The following is a 15,764-nucleotide window of genomic DNA, read 5'->3' on the forward strand; positions in this document are numbered from 1 at the left end:
TGCCCCCGGATAAAACGTGTCCGGGCTCGGGGGAAACCCTGAGTGCTATGCGGCGTCCGCGATGGCCCGCCGGTACGGCCAGCGATACGTGGTAGGCGTGGCGCCGTGGTGCAGGCTCAGATCGATCGCATCGAGGAATGCCTGCCGCGGCCCGGTGCGCTGCAAGTGCTTGGCCTTGATCGCGAGGCGCACCACCCCACCACGTCGCGCGACGCGCTCGGAGGTCATCACCAGCGAGCGGCACCACCACGGCTCCGAGAGGAACCCCTCCCCCACCCCGAGCACGCGTGCCCGGGTCACCAGGTTGTGCTCGAGGTCGCGGATCGCGGTGAGATCGGCGCACATGCGGAACCCGGCGCGCGGCAGCATCATCAGCGCGCCCTCGGAGACGATCCAGCGAGGCGGGGCGAACAGCCTGGTGCGCAGGCCCGTCTCCTCCATCACGCGATCAGCCGCGATCAGGCGGAGCATCGCCTCGTGCGCGGGCAGGGTCGCGAACTCGGCGCGGCGCTTCTTCGTCGCGGCTTGGTCGTAGCCATGCATGACGATCGAGGCGCCACGCTCCTGCTGTCCGCGCAGCCATCCCTGTGTCGCTGGGTCATTGAGCAGCCGGTACTTGCCCTTCATGCGGGGCGCGACGAGCAGCGATGCCGGCACGTTCCGTCGCTCGAGCTCCTCGAGGAAGCTCGCCGCGAGATCCACGGTGGTATCGCGGATGCCGGACACCGAGACCAACAGTTCTGCGCTCATAGTCCCACGGTCACATCACCGGATGTACGAGCACTGGCCCTGAGGTGTCCGGAATGCGAACGTTTCGCGCCCGTGTCGCGCTGGCCCGCCCGGCACGGTGAACACAAGGCTCAGCGCAGCAGCGATTCGATCGCCCCGGTCACAGCGGGATCGTCGGGCGTGGTGCCTGGCCGGAACCGCTTGACCACGGAGCCGCTCGTATCAACGAGGAACTTCTCGAAGTTCCACTGGATGTCCCCGGCCTCGCCGTCCTCATCGGCGGAGGCAGCGAGCACCGCGTACAACGGATGCCGCTGCGCGCCATTCACATCGGCCTTCTCCAGCATCGGGAACGTCACCCCATAGGTGGTGGAGCAGAACGTGGCGATCTCCTCCGCCGTACCCGGCTCCTGCCCGCCGAACTGATTGCACGGCACCCCCACCACGGTCAGCCCGCTGTCGCGGTAGCGCCCGGCGACCTCTTCGAGCTGCCGGTACTGCGGCGTGAGCCCGCAGCGGGACGCCACGTTCACCACCAGGTACGGGCCAGCGCCAAGATCCGCGAGAGTGGTCGGCTCCCCATCGAGGGTTCGCAAGGGCATGGAGGCAACTGTTGTCGACATGCCACCAACGTACCGACGCAGCGCTTGCAGGTCACGGATTCATCCAGGACCAGCGACCATTGCGTTGCGGGATTACCAGAGCATTACTGGGCCGCGCGAGCACCGTGTGAGACTTGCCGCATGAGAGCTAGCTGGGGAATCCTTGCCGCTACAAGCCTGCTGGCAGCGCTCGCTGCTGGTTGCATTTCCGCCCAGCCCAGCGAAGCCCTGTCCGTGCGCGCGCCCGAGTCACTGCGGAGCGTCCTCGACCAGGTAGCCGCGCAGTTCGAGGAGGCGAACCCGGGCATCACCGTCACCATCCGGTACGAGGGCCCTCCGCGTTCCCGCGAGCAAGCCGTCCGCTCGCTGGATCACGCCAGCTCCGCCGATGCGGAATACGATGTGCTGATCACCGAGGACGCGTCGCTCATGTGGCAGGCGGTGGACCAGGGCCTCATCACTGGGGATCCCGTCATGTTCGCCCGCAACGCCTACGTCGTGGCTCTTCCCAGAGGTACCAGTTCCACCTTCGACGATGTGGTCTCCAGCGCGATGGCCGTCTCCACCTGCTCGGACGAGCTCCCCTGCGGCCACGCCGCCCACGAAGTCGCGCGCCGGGCTGGTCTCGCCATCGACGACGACCTCCAGGAGCAGACCACCACCGAGGTCCTCGATCGGGTCCGCGACGGCACCGCCGAAGCGGGGCTCGTCCTTGCCACCGCGACGCACGGCACAACCGAGGACATCACGGTCCTCGACCTGCCTTTTCCGGCGACAACCACTAATCTCGCCGCGCCGCTCGCTGAATCCCCGGACCTTGCTGCCGCGCAGCGGTTCGTCGAGCACCTCCGCACCGACGAGGCCCGCGACCTCCTCGACCACTCAGGGCTCGCCGTCGGCTAGCGCGCCCGTCCGCTAGGCGTCCGCTAGCCCGACCTGGTCGAGGACCCAGGCGAACTCGAAGGCCACTTCCTTCCACTTCTCGTAGCGGCCGCTCACGCCGCCGTGCCCGGCACTCATCTCGGTCTTGAGCAGCACATCGCTGGCACCGGCCTCGCGGAGCCGCGCCACCCACTTGGCGGGCTCGACGTAGAGCACGCGCGTGTCATTGATGCTGGTGATCGCGAGGATAGGCGGGTAGTCCTGCTCGGTGACGTTCTCGTATGGCGAGTAGGACTTCATGTACTCGTAGACGGCCTTCTCCGCGAGCGGGTTGCCCCACTCATCCCATTCGATGACGGTCAGGGGCAGCGACGGATCGAGGATCGAGGTAAGGGGATCGACGAACGGCACGTTGGCGAGGATGCCATCGAAAAGCTCGGGCGCCATGTTGGCCACCGCGCCCATGAGCAGCCCGCCGGCACTGCCACCATCGGCGATGATGCTGCTGGCCTGCCGGTTGTCGCGCAGGTGCCGGGCGCAAGCGACGAAATCGGTGAACGTGTTCTTCTTGGTGAGGGTCTTGCCGGTGTCATACCAATGCCGGCCCATCTCGCCACCACCGCGGACGTGGGCGACAACAAACGCCATGCCGCGGTCAAGGAGGGAAAGCCGCGACACCGAGAACGAGGGATCGGTGCAGGATTCGTAGGAACCGTAGCCGTAGAGCAGCGTCGGGGCAGGGCTATCAAGGTCGGCGCGCTGGATGATCGACAGAGGAATGCGGGTGCCATCCTCGGCAGTCGCCCACTCACGGCGCTGCACGTACTGGCCGCGATCGTATCCACCGAGCACGGGCTGCTCCTTGCGCAGCAGCAGCTCGCCGGTGGCGAGCTCGTAGTCGAACACCCGAACGGGCGTGATGAACGAGGTGAACCCGAGCCGCAGGTAGGGAGCCGACCATTCGGGATTGGTGCCAGCTCCAGCGGTGTAGAGCTCCTCGCCGAAGTCGATCTCCTGCAGTTCTCCGTAGCCGTCCGCGGCGAGCGGCCACAGCGCGAGCCGGGCAATGGCTCCGCGCCGGTAGCCGACCACGAGATGATCGCGGAAGGACTCGACGTCCTCGATCCGCACGTCCTCGCGGTGCGGGATGAGGATCCGCTGCGCGGTGGGGTCGGCAACGGGTGCATCGGCGAGCTCGAAGTTCTCGGCACCGTCGTTGTGGAGGATGAGGAAGCGGTCCTCCCCCGCGACGACCACATGATCGATGCCGTACTCGACGCCCTCGCGTCGCGGCAGCACCACGGTGAACTCGCCGGTGGGGTCGTCGGCCGCGAGCACGCGCGCTTCGCTAGTGATCTTGGAGCCCACCTCGATGACGAGGTACTGCCGACTGCGCGTGATGCCGATGCCGGTCCAGTAGCGCTCATCAGGCTCGTGGAATACCACGACATCGTCACTGCTCGGAGTGCCGAGCTGATGGCGCCAGACAGTGTCGGGCCGCCATGAGTCATCGACGGTCAGGTAGAACAGGTACGTCCCGCTGGGCTCCCACAGCGCCCCGGGGAACGTATTGGGGATCTCATCACCGAGCAGCTCGCCGGTGCGCAGGTCCTTCACGCGCAGCGTGTAGCGCTCGTCCCCGGCGGTATCCACCCCGTACGCAAGCAGGTTGCCGTCCTCGGTGATGGCAAAGCTGCCGAGGCTGAAGAACTCATGCCCCTCGGCTTCCTTGTTCGCATCGAGCAAGACCTGCTCGCCCGGCATGTCCGCTCCCGCCTCGACCGCGGGCGGGGTCCAGTCAGTGTCGTCGGCGACGGGGCAGCGGCAGCTCAGGCCATACTGCTGGCCCTCGACCGTGCGGCTGTAGTACCACCAGGGGCCACGGCGCACCGGTACCGACATGTCGGTCTCCTGGGTGCGGTTCTTGATCTCGGTGAAGATCTTCTCCCGCAGCCCCGCGAGGTGCGCGGTGCGCCCCTCGGTGTACGCATTCTCAGCCTCGAGGTATCCGATCACCTCGGGATCGGACTTGTCGCGCAGCCACTCATAGTTGTCGACCACCACATCGCCGTGGTGCTCGCGGTGATGCGGTACCTGCTTGGCGCGGGGCGGGACGGGAACCGTCATGCCTTCGTCCACGCCGACTCGCCCAGCCAATCGTCGAAGGACATGCCCGAGATGCGCTCGTATGCCTCGATGTATCGCTTGCGGGTCGCGTCGACCACATCATCGGGCAGTGGCGGGGGCGGGTTGTCGGAGTCACGGTCCCAGCCCGAATCCGGGCCGGTCAACCAGTTGCGCACGAACTGCTTGTCGAAGCTCGGCTGCACCTTGCCCGGCTCGTAGTCCTCCACCGTCCAGAAGCGCGACGAATCCGGCGTGAGCACCTCATCGGCGAGGATGAGGTTGTTGCCCGAGTCCACCCCGAACTCGAACTTCGTGTCCGCCAGGATCAAGCCGCGGGCCTCTGTCAGCGTCGAGGCACGAAGGTAGATGTCGAGCGTCTCCGTGCGCAGCGTGTACGCCATGTCCGAGCCGAGCTTCTCCACGACGGCATCGAAGGTGATGTTCTCGTCGTGCTCGCCGATCGCGGCCTTCGTCGCGGGGGTAAAGACGGCCTCCTCCAGCTTGGATGCCTCGCCCAGCCCCTCGGGCAACGTCACTCCGCACACGGACCCGGTGGCCTGGTAGTCCCTCAGCGCCGAGCCGGAGAGGTATCCGCGGGCCACGCACTCGAACGGGATCATCTTCAGCTTCTTGACGATCAACGCCCGGCCCAGCACCTCCTCCGGGATGCGCGCATCGTCGGCGGCGGCCGCAAGATGGTTCGGCACGCCCAGCTCGTTGAAGAAGAACACGCTCATCGCCGTGAGCACGCGCCCCTTGTCCGGGATCGGGGTCTCGAGCACGTGGTCATAGGCGGAGATCCGGTCGGACACCACCATGAGCAGGCTCTCGCCGTCGATGTCGTACAGGTCGCGCACCTTGCCGGACGCGATGTGGGTGTAATCAGCCAATGTAGGACGCACGGCGTACACCCTAGTGCTTCCTGCCGACAAACTGGGAGCCAATCTCCGCGAACCGCTCATTTGCTGGGCAAACTCACCCCCTGCCGCCCTGCTGATCGGCCGCGAGGGGAGGCTATTCGGGCAGTGCGCTGCGGATCTGGCCGGCCTGGGCGTCGAGGCTCATGCGATGCGGCCACTGGAAGCTGCCACGCAGGCCGAACCCGTCGCCGGGGGTCCGGGGCAGCACATGCAGGTGCACGTGGAACACTTCCTGGCCCGCGGCGACACCATCAGCGAGGAACAAGTTGATGCCCGCGGGCTTGAGGGGACTGCGGCGCAGCGCGGCCGCGAGGCGCTGGGCCGTCGCGAGCAGTGGCCCCGCAAGACCCGGATCCAGCTCGGCAAGATCGGTGGCGTGCTGCTTCGGGATCACCAGCAGGTGCCCGGGAGTCATGGGACGGATGTCCATGAACGCGAGGACGTGCTCGTCCTCGTGCACCACGCTGGCCTCGGCCCGTCCGGCAATGATGTCGCAGAAGATGCACGCCACGAGGACTCCTAGAGGATGGGCGCGGGCTGGTAGGCAGCGGCGTCCGGGTATTGCTCCACCAGTGCGGATACCTGCGCCACCACCCCGGCGACCTGGTCCTCGGCCGCACCGATGAATGCCTTCTTGTCGGCGAGCGCCTCCTCGAGCCCCGCGTGGTCGAGCGGGATGCGCGAATCCGCGGCAAGCCGATCCAGCAAGTCCTGCCCGGCACCCTGCTCGCGCATCGCGAGAGCGACGGCCACCGCATGCTCCTTGATGGCCTCGTGGGCGGTCTCGCGGCCCACGCCCGCGCGCACCGCGGCCATCAGCACCTTCGTCGTCGCGAGGAAGGGCAGGTAGCGGTCGAGCTCGCGCTCCACCACCGCCGGGTAGGCGCCGAACTCGTCGAGCACGGTGAGGAAGGTCTCGAACATGCCGTCGATGGCGAAGAACGCATCGGGCAGGGCCACGCGCCGCACCACGGAGCAGAAGACATCGCCCTCGTTCCACTGGGCACCGGCGAGCTCCGCGGCCATGGAGCCATAGCCGCGCAGGATGACCTGCAGGCCGTTCACGCGCTCGCACGAACGGGTGTTCATCTTGTGCGGCATCGCCGAGGAGCCGACCTGGCCCGGCTGGAATCCCTCGGTCACGAGCTCATGCCCGGCCATCAGGCGGATCGTATGCGCGAAGGAGGAGGGTCCGGCACCGAGCTGCACGAGCGCGGAGAGCACCTCGTGGTCCAGGGAGCGGGGATACACCTGGCCAACGCTGGTGAGGACCTCGCCGAAGCCGAGATGGCCAGCGATGGATGCCTCGAGCGCCGCGAGCTTGCTGGCATCGCCGCCGAGGAGGTCGAGCATGTCCTGCGCGGTGCCCATCGGGCCCTTGATGCCACGTAGCGGGTAACGGTCGATGAGCTCGCGGACGCGGGCAAGCGCCACGAGCACTTCCTCGGCGGCGGAGGCGAACCGCTTGCCGAGGGTGGTGGCCTGCGCGGCGACATTGTGGCTGCGACCCGCCATGACCAGACCGGAGTACTGGGTGGCTCGCTCGGCGAGGCGCGCGGCGACCGCGACACCGCGATCGTGGACGAGCTGGAGGGCACGCCGCACCTGGAGCTGCTCGACGTTCTCGGTGAGATCACGGCTCGTCATGCCCTTGTGGATGTGCTCGTGCCCGGCGAGCGCGCTGAACTCCTCGATGCGGGCCTTCACATCATGGCGGGTGACCCGCTCCCGCTGCGCGATGGAGGCCAGATCGACCTGATCAACGACGGCCTCGTAGGCCTCGATGACGCCTGCGGGCACGTCGATGCCAAGCTGCTGCTGGGCGCGCAGCACCGCGATCCACAGCTGCCGCTCGAGCACGATCTTGTTCTCCGGCGACCACACGTGGGTCATTCCCGCGCTCGCGTAGCGGGTAGCCAGGACATTGGGCACGGGGCGCTTGGGATCCTCGGTGGTCACAGCCCACGAGTGTAGTGGCAGGCGCCGAATGCGCGAATTCCTGCTGGCCTGGGATCGCGGGGTGGTCCGCCGATCGTGAAGATCAGGCCACGCCGGACGTGGCTCGAACTTCACGATCGCGACGGGGCCAGCGGCGCCAGAGCGTCGAGGACCGGCTCGAGAGACCGCGCGACCACCAGCTCGGCATCAAGAGCACCACTGATCAGCGCCTCGAGCACGATCCCATCGAGCAGGGCGCGCAGCGTGCGCAGCGAATCCACGGTAGCTACCCGCCCCGCGCGGTCCAGCACGTCCGCGAGGATCGCTGCCTCGGCATCCTGGTATCGCTGGGCATGAGGGCGCAGCGCCGGTCGCCGCACCACTGCCACCATCCGCTCGACGCGGGCGGGGATGCGCCGTGATCCCGCGGGACCGCCAGCAACGATCATGGCGAGATGCCCGGCGAGCTCGCGGGCCTGGCGTGGCACGGGCGCATCGCTAGCTGCGCTGCGTCCGAGCTGATCGAGCTCCCGCTGCCCGCTATGGTCGAGCGCAGCGAGCAGCACCTCATCGCGCGTGGCGAAGTAGTAGGTGGTCGAGGCGAGCGGGAGGCCTGCCCGCCGCGCCACTGCCCGGTGCGTCACCGCGTCAAGCCCTAGCTCCTCGAGCTGGTTGGCCGCAGCCTCGATCAATGCCTGCTTGCGCCGCTCGCCCTTGGGCGTCGAAGCCGGGTTCGTCGAGCCTGGGTTCGTCGAGCCTGGGTTCGTCGGGGCAGGGTTCGACGGGGCGGGGGTCACCGACGAATCGTCACAGCTGGCGCACGACGCTGTCAGCCGAACACGTATCAGTTGGCTAACTGCCTCGCCGCAACCCGGATCAACGCTCGAGGTGGGGCAGCGCGCGCTGGAGACGTTCGAGGGCCTCGTGCATGTCGGCGGTGGAGCCCGCGAAGCACAGGCGGATGTGGGTGTGGCCGTGGGCGGTATCGAAATCGATGCCGGGCGCCACGGCTACACCGGTGGCGGCCAGCAGCCGCGAGCTCCAGGTGATCGTGTCGCCGGTGAGGTGGCTGATGTCGGCGTAGAGGTAGAACGCGCCGTCCGCGGGGGCGAGACGCGTGATGCCCAGGTCGTGCAGCCCCTCGAGGAGGATGTCGCGATTGATGCGGTAGCGCTGCACGTGGCCGTCGAGCTCGGCGAGCGATTCGTCGGTGAACGCGGCGATGGCGGCATGCTGGGAGATCGCGGGCGGACAGACCGTGAGGTTGCTCGCGAGCCGGTTGGTGGCGTCGCGGTACTGCGGGGGCAGCAGCATCCAGCCGAGGCGCCAGCCGGTCATCGAGTAGTACTTGGAGACCGATCCGATGACGGCGGCCTCGCGGGAGAGGTTCCACGCGCAGGTCTCGGAGTGATTGCCGTAGCTGATGCCGTGGTAGATCTCGTCCGAGACGAGCAGGGTGCCGTTGCGCTCGCACCACGCGGCGATCGCGGCGAGCTCGGCGCGATCAATGATGGTTCCCGTGGGGTTCGCGGGGCTAGCGATGATGAGTCCCGCCGGGGGCTCGGGAAGCGCCTCGAGCTGGGCGACCGTGGGCTGGAAGCGGGTGCTGGGCCCGCAGTCGAGCTCGTGGACGTGGCAGCCGAGGGCCTGGAGCACATTGCGGTAGGCGGGGTACCCGGGCCGCGCCATGACGATGGTGTCACCGACGTCGAAGGCCGCGAGGAAAAGGATCGTGAACGCACCAGAGGATCCTGTGGTGATGACGACATCGTCCGGATCGACGGTGACGCCGTAGCGACGCTGGTAGTGCCCGGCGATGGTTTCCTTCAGCGGCCGGATGCCGGTGGACTCGGTGTAGCCGAGGACGTGCTGGTCGAGCGCTGTACGAGCAGCATCGAGGACAGGCCGGGGCGCGGGCGTCGAGGGCTGGCCCGCGGCGAGCGCGATGACGTCACCGTGGGTGTGCTGCCGCTCGGCCGCGGCCTTCCACACGTCCATGACGTAGAACGGCGCGATGCCCGACCGCTGGGAGATGCGCGCCCTGGTCATGGTTGCTGCCGATCAATGGCCGACGGTCTCACAAGGAGATGCGCCCCTCGGCGGCGGCCTTGCCGATATCGGTGCGGTGATGCCCGCCGCGGAGTGTGATGTGGCCGATCTTGTCGTAGGCATCGGCGCGGGCAGCATCGAGATCGGTGCCGTGGCCGACAACACTGAGCACGCGGCCACCAGCAGAGACGAGGTTGCCGTCGGAGTTGCGAGCAGTGCCGGCATGGAGGACGCCGTCGATACCGGCGCCGGTGATGACATCGCCCGTGCGCGGCGGGCCAGGATAGTTCTCGGCGGCGAGCACCACGGTGACCGTGCTGCCTTGCTTCCAGCGCAGCGGCGGCAGCTCGGCAAGGGTGCCGGTGGCGACAGCGTTGAGCACGCTGCCGAGCGGGCTGTCGAGCAGGTCGAGCACCACCTGGGTCTCGGGGTCGCCGAAGCGGCAGTTGAACTCCACCACTGCGGGGCCGTCCTTGCCGATCGCGAGCCCGGCGTAGAGAAGCCCGCTGAACGGGCATCCGCGCTGCACCATCTGCCGTGCGACTGGCTCCACGACGTCACGCACGATCTGCTCGACCATGCCCTCGGGCAGCCAGGGCAACGGAGCGTAGGCACCCATGCCGCCGGTGTTGGGGCCCGAATCATCGTCGCCGACGCGCTTGTGGTCCTGCGCGGGCAGCAGCGGCACCACTGTCTCGCCGTCGACGAGGCAGAACAGCGATACCTCGGGCCCATCAAGGAAGGACTCGAGCAGCACCGGGTGGCCCTTCTCGAGCAGCTCGGCAGCGTGGGATCGTGCCTCTGCACGGTCGGCGCTCACCACCACGCCCTTGCCGCCGGCGAGGCGATCATCCTTGACCACCCAGGTGGGGCCGAACCGGTCCATCGCCGGATCGAGCGCCGCAGGGGTATCCACGATCTCGGCATGCGCGGTGCGCACCCCGGCCTCGGCCATGATGTCCTTCGCGAAAGCCTTCGAGCCCTCGATCTGCGCCGCGGCGGCGGAGGGCCCGAAGCAGGGCACACCGACCTTGCGGACGGCATCGGCGACACCAAGGACCAACGGAACCTCGGGGCCAATGACCACCAGGTCAGGCTGCCAGTCACGGACGAGCGCCACCACGTCATCCGTGGAGGCTGCATCCACATCGCGTTGCTCCGCGATGTCAGCTGTTCCGGCATTGCCGGGAGCGCACATCAGCGCCGTCACCGACGGATCGCGCTGCAACGCCAGCAGCAATGCATGTTCACGGGCACCAGAACCGATAACGAGGACTCGCACGGTGAACCAGCCTACGTGCTCGCACCGGGATCGCCGGCACCGGGACTTGGCCGACCTGCCCTCGGCCACCAAACGCGGGGAATTCCGGCGCGGATGGTGGCGCGGGGCTCGCTGATCCTCCATGCTCGTGGCATGGCATCCGTCTTCAGCAAGATCATCGCCGGGGAGCTGCCCGGTAGGTTCATCTGGGAGGACAACGACGTGGTGGCGTTCCTCTCCATCGCGCCCGTCGCCCCTGGCCACACCCTGGTGGTGCCCCGCGCGGAGATCGACCAGTGGCAGGACGTCGACCCCAGCCTGTTCGCGCGCTGCAGCGGGATCGCGCAGCACATCGGCCAGGGCGTGCGCAAGGCATGGGACGCTCCCCGTGCCGGATTGCTCATCGCCGGCATCGAGGTGCCACACCTGCACCTGCATGTCTTCCCCGCCTGGAGCATCGAGGGCTTCGACATCTCTGGCGCGCGGGCGGCCGACGACGCCGAGCTCGACGCGGCCGCGGTTCGCCTGCGGGCAGCGTTGCGCGAGCTCGGACACGGCGACCACGTGCCCGCGGAACCCTCCTCGGCATAGTCCCACCGGGGCGCGCGGTCGAGCGGCTCAGTCGGGCGGCTTGCCCCGTGAGTGTGCGAAGAACGACAGCTCCCGTGCTCGAACCTGTCGTTTTTCGCACACTCGCCGCCGGAGCGAGCCGCCGGGGCGGCTGCTACTCGCCGCCGGGGCAAGCCGCCACCGCGGCCACCATGATGTTGGACACAGCGAGAGCGACGTAACAGCGCCGCGAGCGGGCGAAACCTACGATTCGACAATGAGCTTGTTCACGCTTGTCACCGCTCCCGCCCGCACCGGCGCCACCGTTGCGGGGGCGGTCATCGGGATCGCCACCGATACTGCGGCCACCGTCGTCGACGAGACCAGCACCATGCTGCGCCTCATCGACCCGCGCGGCCCGCTCGCGCTGCTGCAGAAGGTCTCGGACAGCGCAGGTGATGAGCGCGCCCTCGGCCGTGTCCTCGATGCCAACGGACCCGTCGAGCGGCTGATGGCCAAGGATGGCGTGCTTGACCAGCTCGCCGAGCCAGGCGGCTTGATCGACCGGCTGCTGGAGAAGGACGGGCCCGTCGAGCGACTCCTCGCGAAGGACGGACTCGTGGAGAAGCTCATCGACAAGGATGGCCTGATCGACCGGCTGCTAGAGAAGGACGGCGCGCTCGATCGTTTGCTCCAGCCCGATGGCCCGCTCGAGAACCTCCTGAAGAAGGACGGGCTGCTCGACAACCTGTTGTCGGAGAACAGCTCGATGGAGCGCATGCTCAAGCAAGGTGGCACGCTGGATCAGCTCATCTCCCTGTCGGACAGCCTCGACCGGCTAGGGCCGAGCCTCGACCTCCTCGCCAATAGCGTGGGCGCGCTGCAGGACGCCGCTGGTGTGGTGAACGGAGCGGTGGGCCCAGTGGGCGAGCTCGTCTCGATGCTCCCCGGGCGCCGGCGAAAGCCCCGCGCGGTGGACCTGGCCGCGAGCCTTGCCGAGAACCCGGCGTAGCTGCTCCCGTGATCCACGCGCATGAATCCGACGTAGCGTGCGGGACAACGGCATAGGATCACCTCCAGGCTTTCATTTTCATCGCTCCTGGAGGAATCATGCGCCGCACCCGCGCCGTCGTCATCGCCCTCGCTGCCGGCTCGGCACTGCTCGCTGCGCCTGCCATCGCCAGCGCCGCGCCCATCGTGGAGACCACCAGCGTCAATGAGACGACGCTGGAGATCAGCTACACCAACACCAGCTCCTCGCCGGCGACCTGCGGCGGTTTGCTGCACTTCTTCGGCTCGCCGCTCTCCTGGTTCGGCCTGCCCCCGGCGGTGATCGTGCCCCCGAACGGCACCGCCACCCAGCAAGTGCCGTACGTCATCGGCGGCATCCACACCGTGTCATGGTGGTGCGACGTGCCGGGCGAGGAGCTGCACACCGGACGGGTGGGGCCCGTCGCGGTCGGTGGGCTCGCCGATGTGCTCGTCGACGGGTTCAACCAGATGGCCGGCAGCTAGGGGCTGGTCTCCGGGCTGCCAGCCGCAGCCCGGCAGCCCGACTGCCGCCTCGGCAGCCCGGCAGCCCGACCGCCGCCTCGGCATCCGCAAACGCGATAGAAACCTTGGAGAATCCAGGTCGGTTTCTATCGCGTTTGCCAGTTTCCGGTGCTTTTGCCACCTCGCGGGCACCACGCCCCGCCGACGCGCACCACACCCCCGCCCCAGCGGGCTCAGTCCGCGAGATGCGTGCGGAAGAAATCGAACACGCGCCGCCACGCATCCTCGGCCGCGTCGTGGCCATACGCGAAGCCGGTGACCTTGAGCAGCGGTGTGGCGGGGCCGAAGTCGAGATTGTTGACGAAGCTATGACCCACGCCTGGATAGGTGCGGGAATCCAGCTCGACACCGTGCTCGTCGCAAGCCTTGCGCAGGCGCTTCTCTCCCCCGATGAGCACGGGGTCGCGCTTGCCGAAGCTCGCCACCAGCGGGCATGCGCCTTGCACTGCTTCCGCGAGATTGCGCGGCACCACGCCATAGAAGGGTGCGCTCGCCCCGAAGCCCTTGGGTGCCATCACGATGGCGAATCCCCCGCCCATGCAGAACCCGACGATGCCGACCGTGCTGGTGCAGTCGTCGCGGCCGAGGAGGTAGTCGCGGGCCGCGAGGAGATCGTCAACGGTGCGGCCTTCCTGCGCCCACAGGTCCTTGAGCACGCGGGTGACGCAGCGGGCCTTGCCTCCCCGCGAGTACAGGTCCGGCGCGAGCACCACGTAGCCCTGGTTGGCGATGCGCTGGCAGATCTGCTTCGTGTCGTCGATCAGGCCGATCGCATCGTGCACCACCACCACTCCCGGTAGTGGTCGCGACACTGCTCCGTCCTCTGGATGGAAGAGCCAGGCGGTCAGTGGTCCTGAGGGGGTGCCAAGTTGCTGCTCGTTCACCGTGCGCTCCTTGCTGCCTGAGTGTTCGTGCCCTAAAAGTAACGGAGCGTGCTCCAGGTACATCATCGCCCTCGCGTACGGTAATCACGACCCTGGCCGAAGACGATCCCCTGGTCCTCGGCGGCATGCAGCCAGCGAGGGCACCGCATCCTGAGGAGGCACCGTGGCAAGCGACGCCCCGCCGCAGGCCGAGACCCTGACCGGGCTGATGGCCCGGCGGCGCGATGCGCGCGATGCCGACGACCACGCGACGGTCACCACGACCTCGCGGACACTCTGGCAACGCTGGGTCGCGGCCGGGGATACCGAGCAATTGCTCGCCGACGCGCGGGCCGAGCGCGCCCATGCCCGCAGACTGAACCTGGCGGAGTACCGGGCGATCTGCGATTCGGCGATCGGCCTCGCCCACCTGCGTCGCGGCGAGCTCGACGATGCCGAGGCAGCATTCCACGAGGCTGCCCGGCAGCTCACCCGCAGTGGCAGCAGTGGCGAGCTCGCGGTGGCCAACCATCACCTCGGCGAGACCTGCATCAAGCTCGGCCGCATCGACGATGCGCGCCGTCACCTCCAAGCCGCGGCCGGGGTGTTCCGCGAGCACAACGCCTCCGTGTGGCTGGCCAAGTCCCACGTCAAGCTCGCCGAGACGTACGCGCTGCACGACAGCCAGGCCCGCCATCACTTCAAGGCCGCGCTCGCCGCGCTCATGCAAGCGAAGAAGGCCCCCGAGGCCGGGCATTGCGCCATGCGGCTCGCGGAAGCGCACGCCGCGGCATCCGACACCAAGACCGCGATGACCCTCTACCAGGAGGCCGCCACGGTGCTCGAGCATGTCGAGCGGCACGCGCTCCAGGCCGAGGCGCTCGCCCGGCTCGCCACCCTCCAGGCGGTCAGCAACAAGATCCGCGAGGCCGAGTTCAACTATGACAAGGCGCGCACCGCCAGCATCGCGGCCCGCACCAATCCCCTCACCGCCGCGTGCGACATCGCCATCGCGCTGCTGTGGGACGAGCAGGCACGCAAGTCATACCGGCGCGAGGCGATCCTATTCCACACCGTCAACCTGATGCTGCCCGCCACGATCGTGCTCACCGCCATCCACGGCAACAATGACCAGCGGGCCGAGACGTGGCGCCCCCTGCTCGCCCAGTTGCTCGGATGGAGCGTCACCGCGCTCCCCGGCAGGGAGCATGCCCAGCTGCGCAGCGCGATCACCGATTATGCCCGCCACCACAACGCTATGACCATCGACGATGAGCCGGAGCCGATCAGCAAGGGCCGCAAGCCGCACACCCCGACGCTGCTCCCGCTGCTGCCACACATCATGGACGGCATCGACAAGCTCGGCACGTTCCTGCCCGCGCCGAGCCACCTCACCGCGGCGGCGACGGGGGCGCATGGTCCGCTCGCCCCGTTCCTCGAATCAGCGCGGCACCGGTTCCCCCGGCAGGAGGCATAGCGGGGTCAAAGAACGCGGATCAAGCGACCAAATATGCAGCAAGGCCAGGCACTAGTGCCTGGCCTTGCTCTCAGAGAGCTGGCGAGGGGACTTGAACCCCTAACCGCCCGATTACAAGTCGGGTGCGCTACCAATTGCGCCACGCCAGCGTTGGATCCCGCGGATCCGGGGATCATAGTAGCGGCTTGGGATGGTCGTTGCCGAATCTCCGTCGGCGCTTGCGCGGCGCTCGGTGGTTTGTGCGCGATTGCCCGTGCCAATGTTGGTCGGCGGTACTAGCGTTGGGGCATGAGCACGTCGGATATGGCTACGGTCCTTGCATGGCACGAGGCGTTGAACGGTCGCGATCTGGAGACCCTGGTGGATCTGTCGAGCGATGATGTGGACATCGCGGCGGTGGATCATGCGAGCCAGGGAATCGCGGCGCTGCGCGAGTGGGCTAGTGCGTTGACGGTGACGCTCTCTCCGGGGCGAATCTTCGCGCACGATGGCGTGGTCGTGGTGGAGGAGCATATCGCCGGCAGCGCTCCTGGCGATGAGGCGGAGGCGGCCTCGGCGTTCCGCGTGGTGGATGACCAGGTCACGTCGATGTTCCGCCATGGGACGGTCGAGGAAGCGCTGGCCGCTACGGGGCTGCGCGAATCCGATCTCGTGGATGGCGGCTAGCCGAGGGGCCGCAGCGCTCCTCGTGCAGCACGCTATCCGCCTCCCGCACCAGTAACCCCCGCGTCCGAGATCGGGCCGCGGGGGTCGCTCGTTCACGAAGGGTGCTTCTCACCTGGCGATCACGCTCGCCTGGCGAGGATGCCCGGA

16 protein-coding genes and 1 tRNA gene are annotated in these 15,764 nt (G+C 68.1%); 6 read left to right on the plus strand and 11 right to left on the minus strand.

The window, feature by feature from the left end:
• Positions 1-45 precede the first annotated feature (45 nt).
• Together QC765_RS06310 and QC765_RS06315 are read right to left on the minus strand one after the other, a co-directional pair.
• Positions 46-750, minus strand: a complete 705-nt coding sequence (locus QC765_RS06310; RefSeq protein WP_278313575.1) for a DUF2334 domain-containing protein — start codon at positions 748-750, stop codon at positions 46-48.
• Positions 751-860: 110 nt separating this feature from the next.
• Complete coding sequence (locus QC765_RS06315) at positions 861-1,331, minus strand: glutathione peroxidase (RefSeq protein ID WP_309297295.1); 471 nt, start codon at positions 1,329-1,331, stop codon at positions 861-863.
• 141 nt (positions 1,332-1,472) lie between these two features.
• On the opposite strand from QC765_RS06315, the gene QC765_RS06320 reads away from it, so the two are divergent.
• The gene (locus QC765_RS06320; protein ID WP_278313577.1) at positions 1,473-2,234 is read left to right on the plus strand and encodes a substrate-binding domain-containing protein; all 762 of its coding nucleotides are present in this window, start codon (positions 1,473-1,475) and stop codon (positions 2,232-2,234) included.
• Positions 2,235-2,246: 12 nt separating this feature from the next.
• On the opposite strand, the gene QC765_RS06325 is transcribed toward QC765_RS06320, so the two are convergent.
• From QC765_RS06325 to purD, 7 genes are all read right to left on the minus strand, one after another.
• Positions 2,247-4,340: a S9 family peptidase gene (locus QC765_RS06325; protein WP_278313578.1), complete on the minus strand. Its 2,094-nt coding sequence runs from the start codon at positions 4,338-4,340 to the stop codon at positions 2,247-2,249.
• Positions 4,337-5,242 carry a phosphoribosylaminoimidazolesuccinocarboxamide synthase gene (locus QC765_RS06330; protein ID WP_278313579.1) on the minus strand — a complete coding sequence of 302 codons (906 nt, stop codon included), beginning with the start codon at positions 5,240-5,242 and terminating at the stop codon, positions 4,337-4,339. The genes QC765_RS06325 and QC765_RS06330 overlap by 4 nt, the downstream gene beginning before the upstream one ends.
• Before the next feature lie 112 nt (positions 5,243-5,354).
• Positions 5,355-5,771, minus strand: coding sequence for an HIT family protein (locus tag QC765_RS06335; protein ID WP_278313580.1), 417 nt, complete (start codon positions 5,769-5,771; stop codon positions 5,355-5,357).
• Between the two features lie 8 nt (positions 5,772-5,779).
• Complete coding sequence (purB, locus tag QC765_RS06340) at positions 5,780-7,219, minus strand: adenylosuccinate lyase (protein ID WP_278313581.1); 1,440 nt, start codon at positions 7,217-7,219, stop codon at positions 5,780-5,782.
• A gap of 110 nt (positions 7,220-7,329) precedes the next feature.
• Positions 7,330-7,995, minus strand: a complete 666-nt coding sequence (locus QC765_RS06345) for a TetR/AcrR family transcriptional regulator (protein ID WP_278313582.1) — start codon at positions 7,993-7,995, stop codon at positions 7,330-7,332.
• A gap of 79 nt (positions 7,996-8,074) precedes the next feature.
• Positions 8,075-9,247: a pyridoxal phosphate-dependent aminotransferase gene (locus QC765_RS06350; protein ID WP_278313583.1), complete on the minus strand. Its 1,173-nt coding sequence runs from the start codon at positions 9,245-9,247 to the stop codon at positions 8,075-8,077.
• Between the two features lie 28 nt (positions 9,248-9,275).
• On the minus strand, positions 9,276-10,529 hold the full coding sequence (gene purD, locus QC765_RS06355; protein WP_278313584.1) for a phosphoribosylamine--glycine ligase: 1,254 nt from the start codon (positions 10,527-10,529) through the stop codon (positions 9,276-9,278).
• A 132-nt stretch (positions 10,530-10,661) separates the two neighbouring features.
• On the opposite strand from purD, the gene QC765_RS06360 reads away from it, so the two are divergent.
• The 3 genes from QC765_RS06360 (at position 10,662) to QC765_RS06370 (ending at position 12,572) form a co-directional block, all read left to right on the plus strand.
• A complete protein-coding gene (locus QC765_RS06360) occupies positions 10,662-11,099 on the plus strand; it encodes an HIT family protein (RefSeq protein ID WP_278313585.1) in 438 nt (145 codons plus the stop codon).
• Positions 11,100-11,334: 235 nt separating this feature from the next.
• Positions 11,335-12,069: a hypothetical protein gene (locus tag QC765_RS06365; protein ID WP_278313586.1), complete on the plus strand. Its 735-nt coding sequence runs from the start codon at positions 11,335-11,337 to the stop codon at positions 12,067-12,069.
• 98 nt (positions 12,070-12,167) lie between these two features.
• The gene (locus tag QC765_RS06370) at positions 12,168-12,572 is read left to right on the plus strand and encodes a hypothetical protein (protein ID WP_278313587.1); all 405 of its coding nucleotides are present in this window, start codon (positions 12,168-12,170) and stop codon (positions 12,570-12,572) included.
• Between the two features lie 212 nt (positions 12,573-12,784).
• Here QC765_RS06370 and QC765_RS06375 read toward each other — a convergent pair whose 3' ends face one another.
• Positions 12,785-13,495 carry a dienelactone hydrolase family protein gene (locus QC765_RS06375; protein ID WP_278313588.1) on the minus strand — a complete coding sequence of 237 codons (711 nt, stop codon included), beginning with the start codon at positions 13,493-13,495 and terminating at the stop codon, positions 12,785-12,787.
• 163 nt (positions 13,496-13,658) lie between these two features.
• Between QC765_RS06375 and QC765_RS06380 the strand changes: the two genes are divergently transcribed.
• Positions 13,659-14,951 carry a tetratricopeptide repeat protein gene (locus tag QC765_RS06380; RefSeq protein ID WP_278313589.1) on the plus strand — a complete coding sequence of 431 codons (1,293 nt, stop codon included), beginning with the start codon at positions 13,659-13,661 and terminating at the stop codon, positions 14,949-14,951.
• Positions 14,952-15,027: 76 nt separating this feature from the next.
• On the opposite strand, the gene QC765_RS06385 is transcribed toward QC765_RS06380, so the two are convergent.
• Positions 15,028-15,100: transfer RNA gene (locus QC765_RS06385), tRNA-Thr, on the minus strand.
• A 139-nt stretch (positions 15,101-15,239) separates the two neighbouring features.
• Here QC765_RS06385 and QC765_RS06390 point away from each other — a divergent pair.
• Positions 15,240-15,617 (plus strand): nuclear transport factor 2 family protein, encoded by a 378-nt coding sequence (locus QC765_RS06390; RefSeq protein ID WP_278313590.1) that lies wholly within the window; start codon positions 15,240-15,242, stop codon positions 15,615-15,617.
• The last annotated feature ends 147 nt before the right edge of the window (positions 15,618-15,764 follow it).

The organism is Hoyosella levis, from assembly GCF_026008515.1.
In the GTDB taxonomy this organism is placed as follows: Bacteria; Actinomycetota; Actinomycetes; order Mycobacteriales; family Mycobacteriaceae; genus Lolliginicoccus; species Lolliginicoccus levis.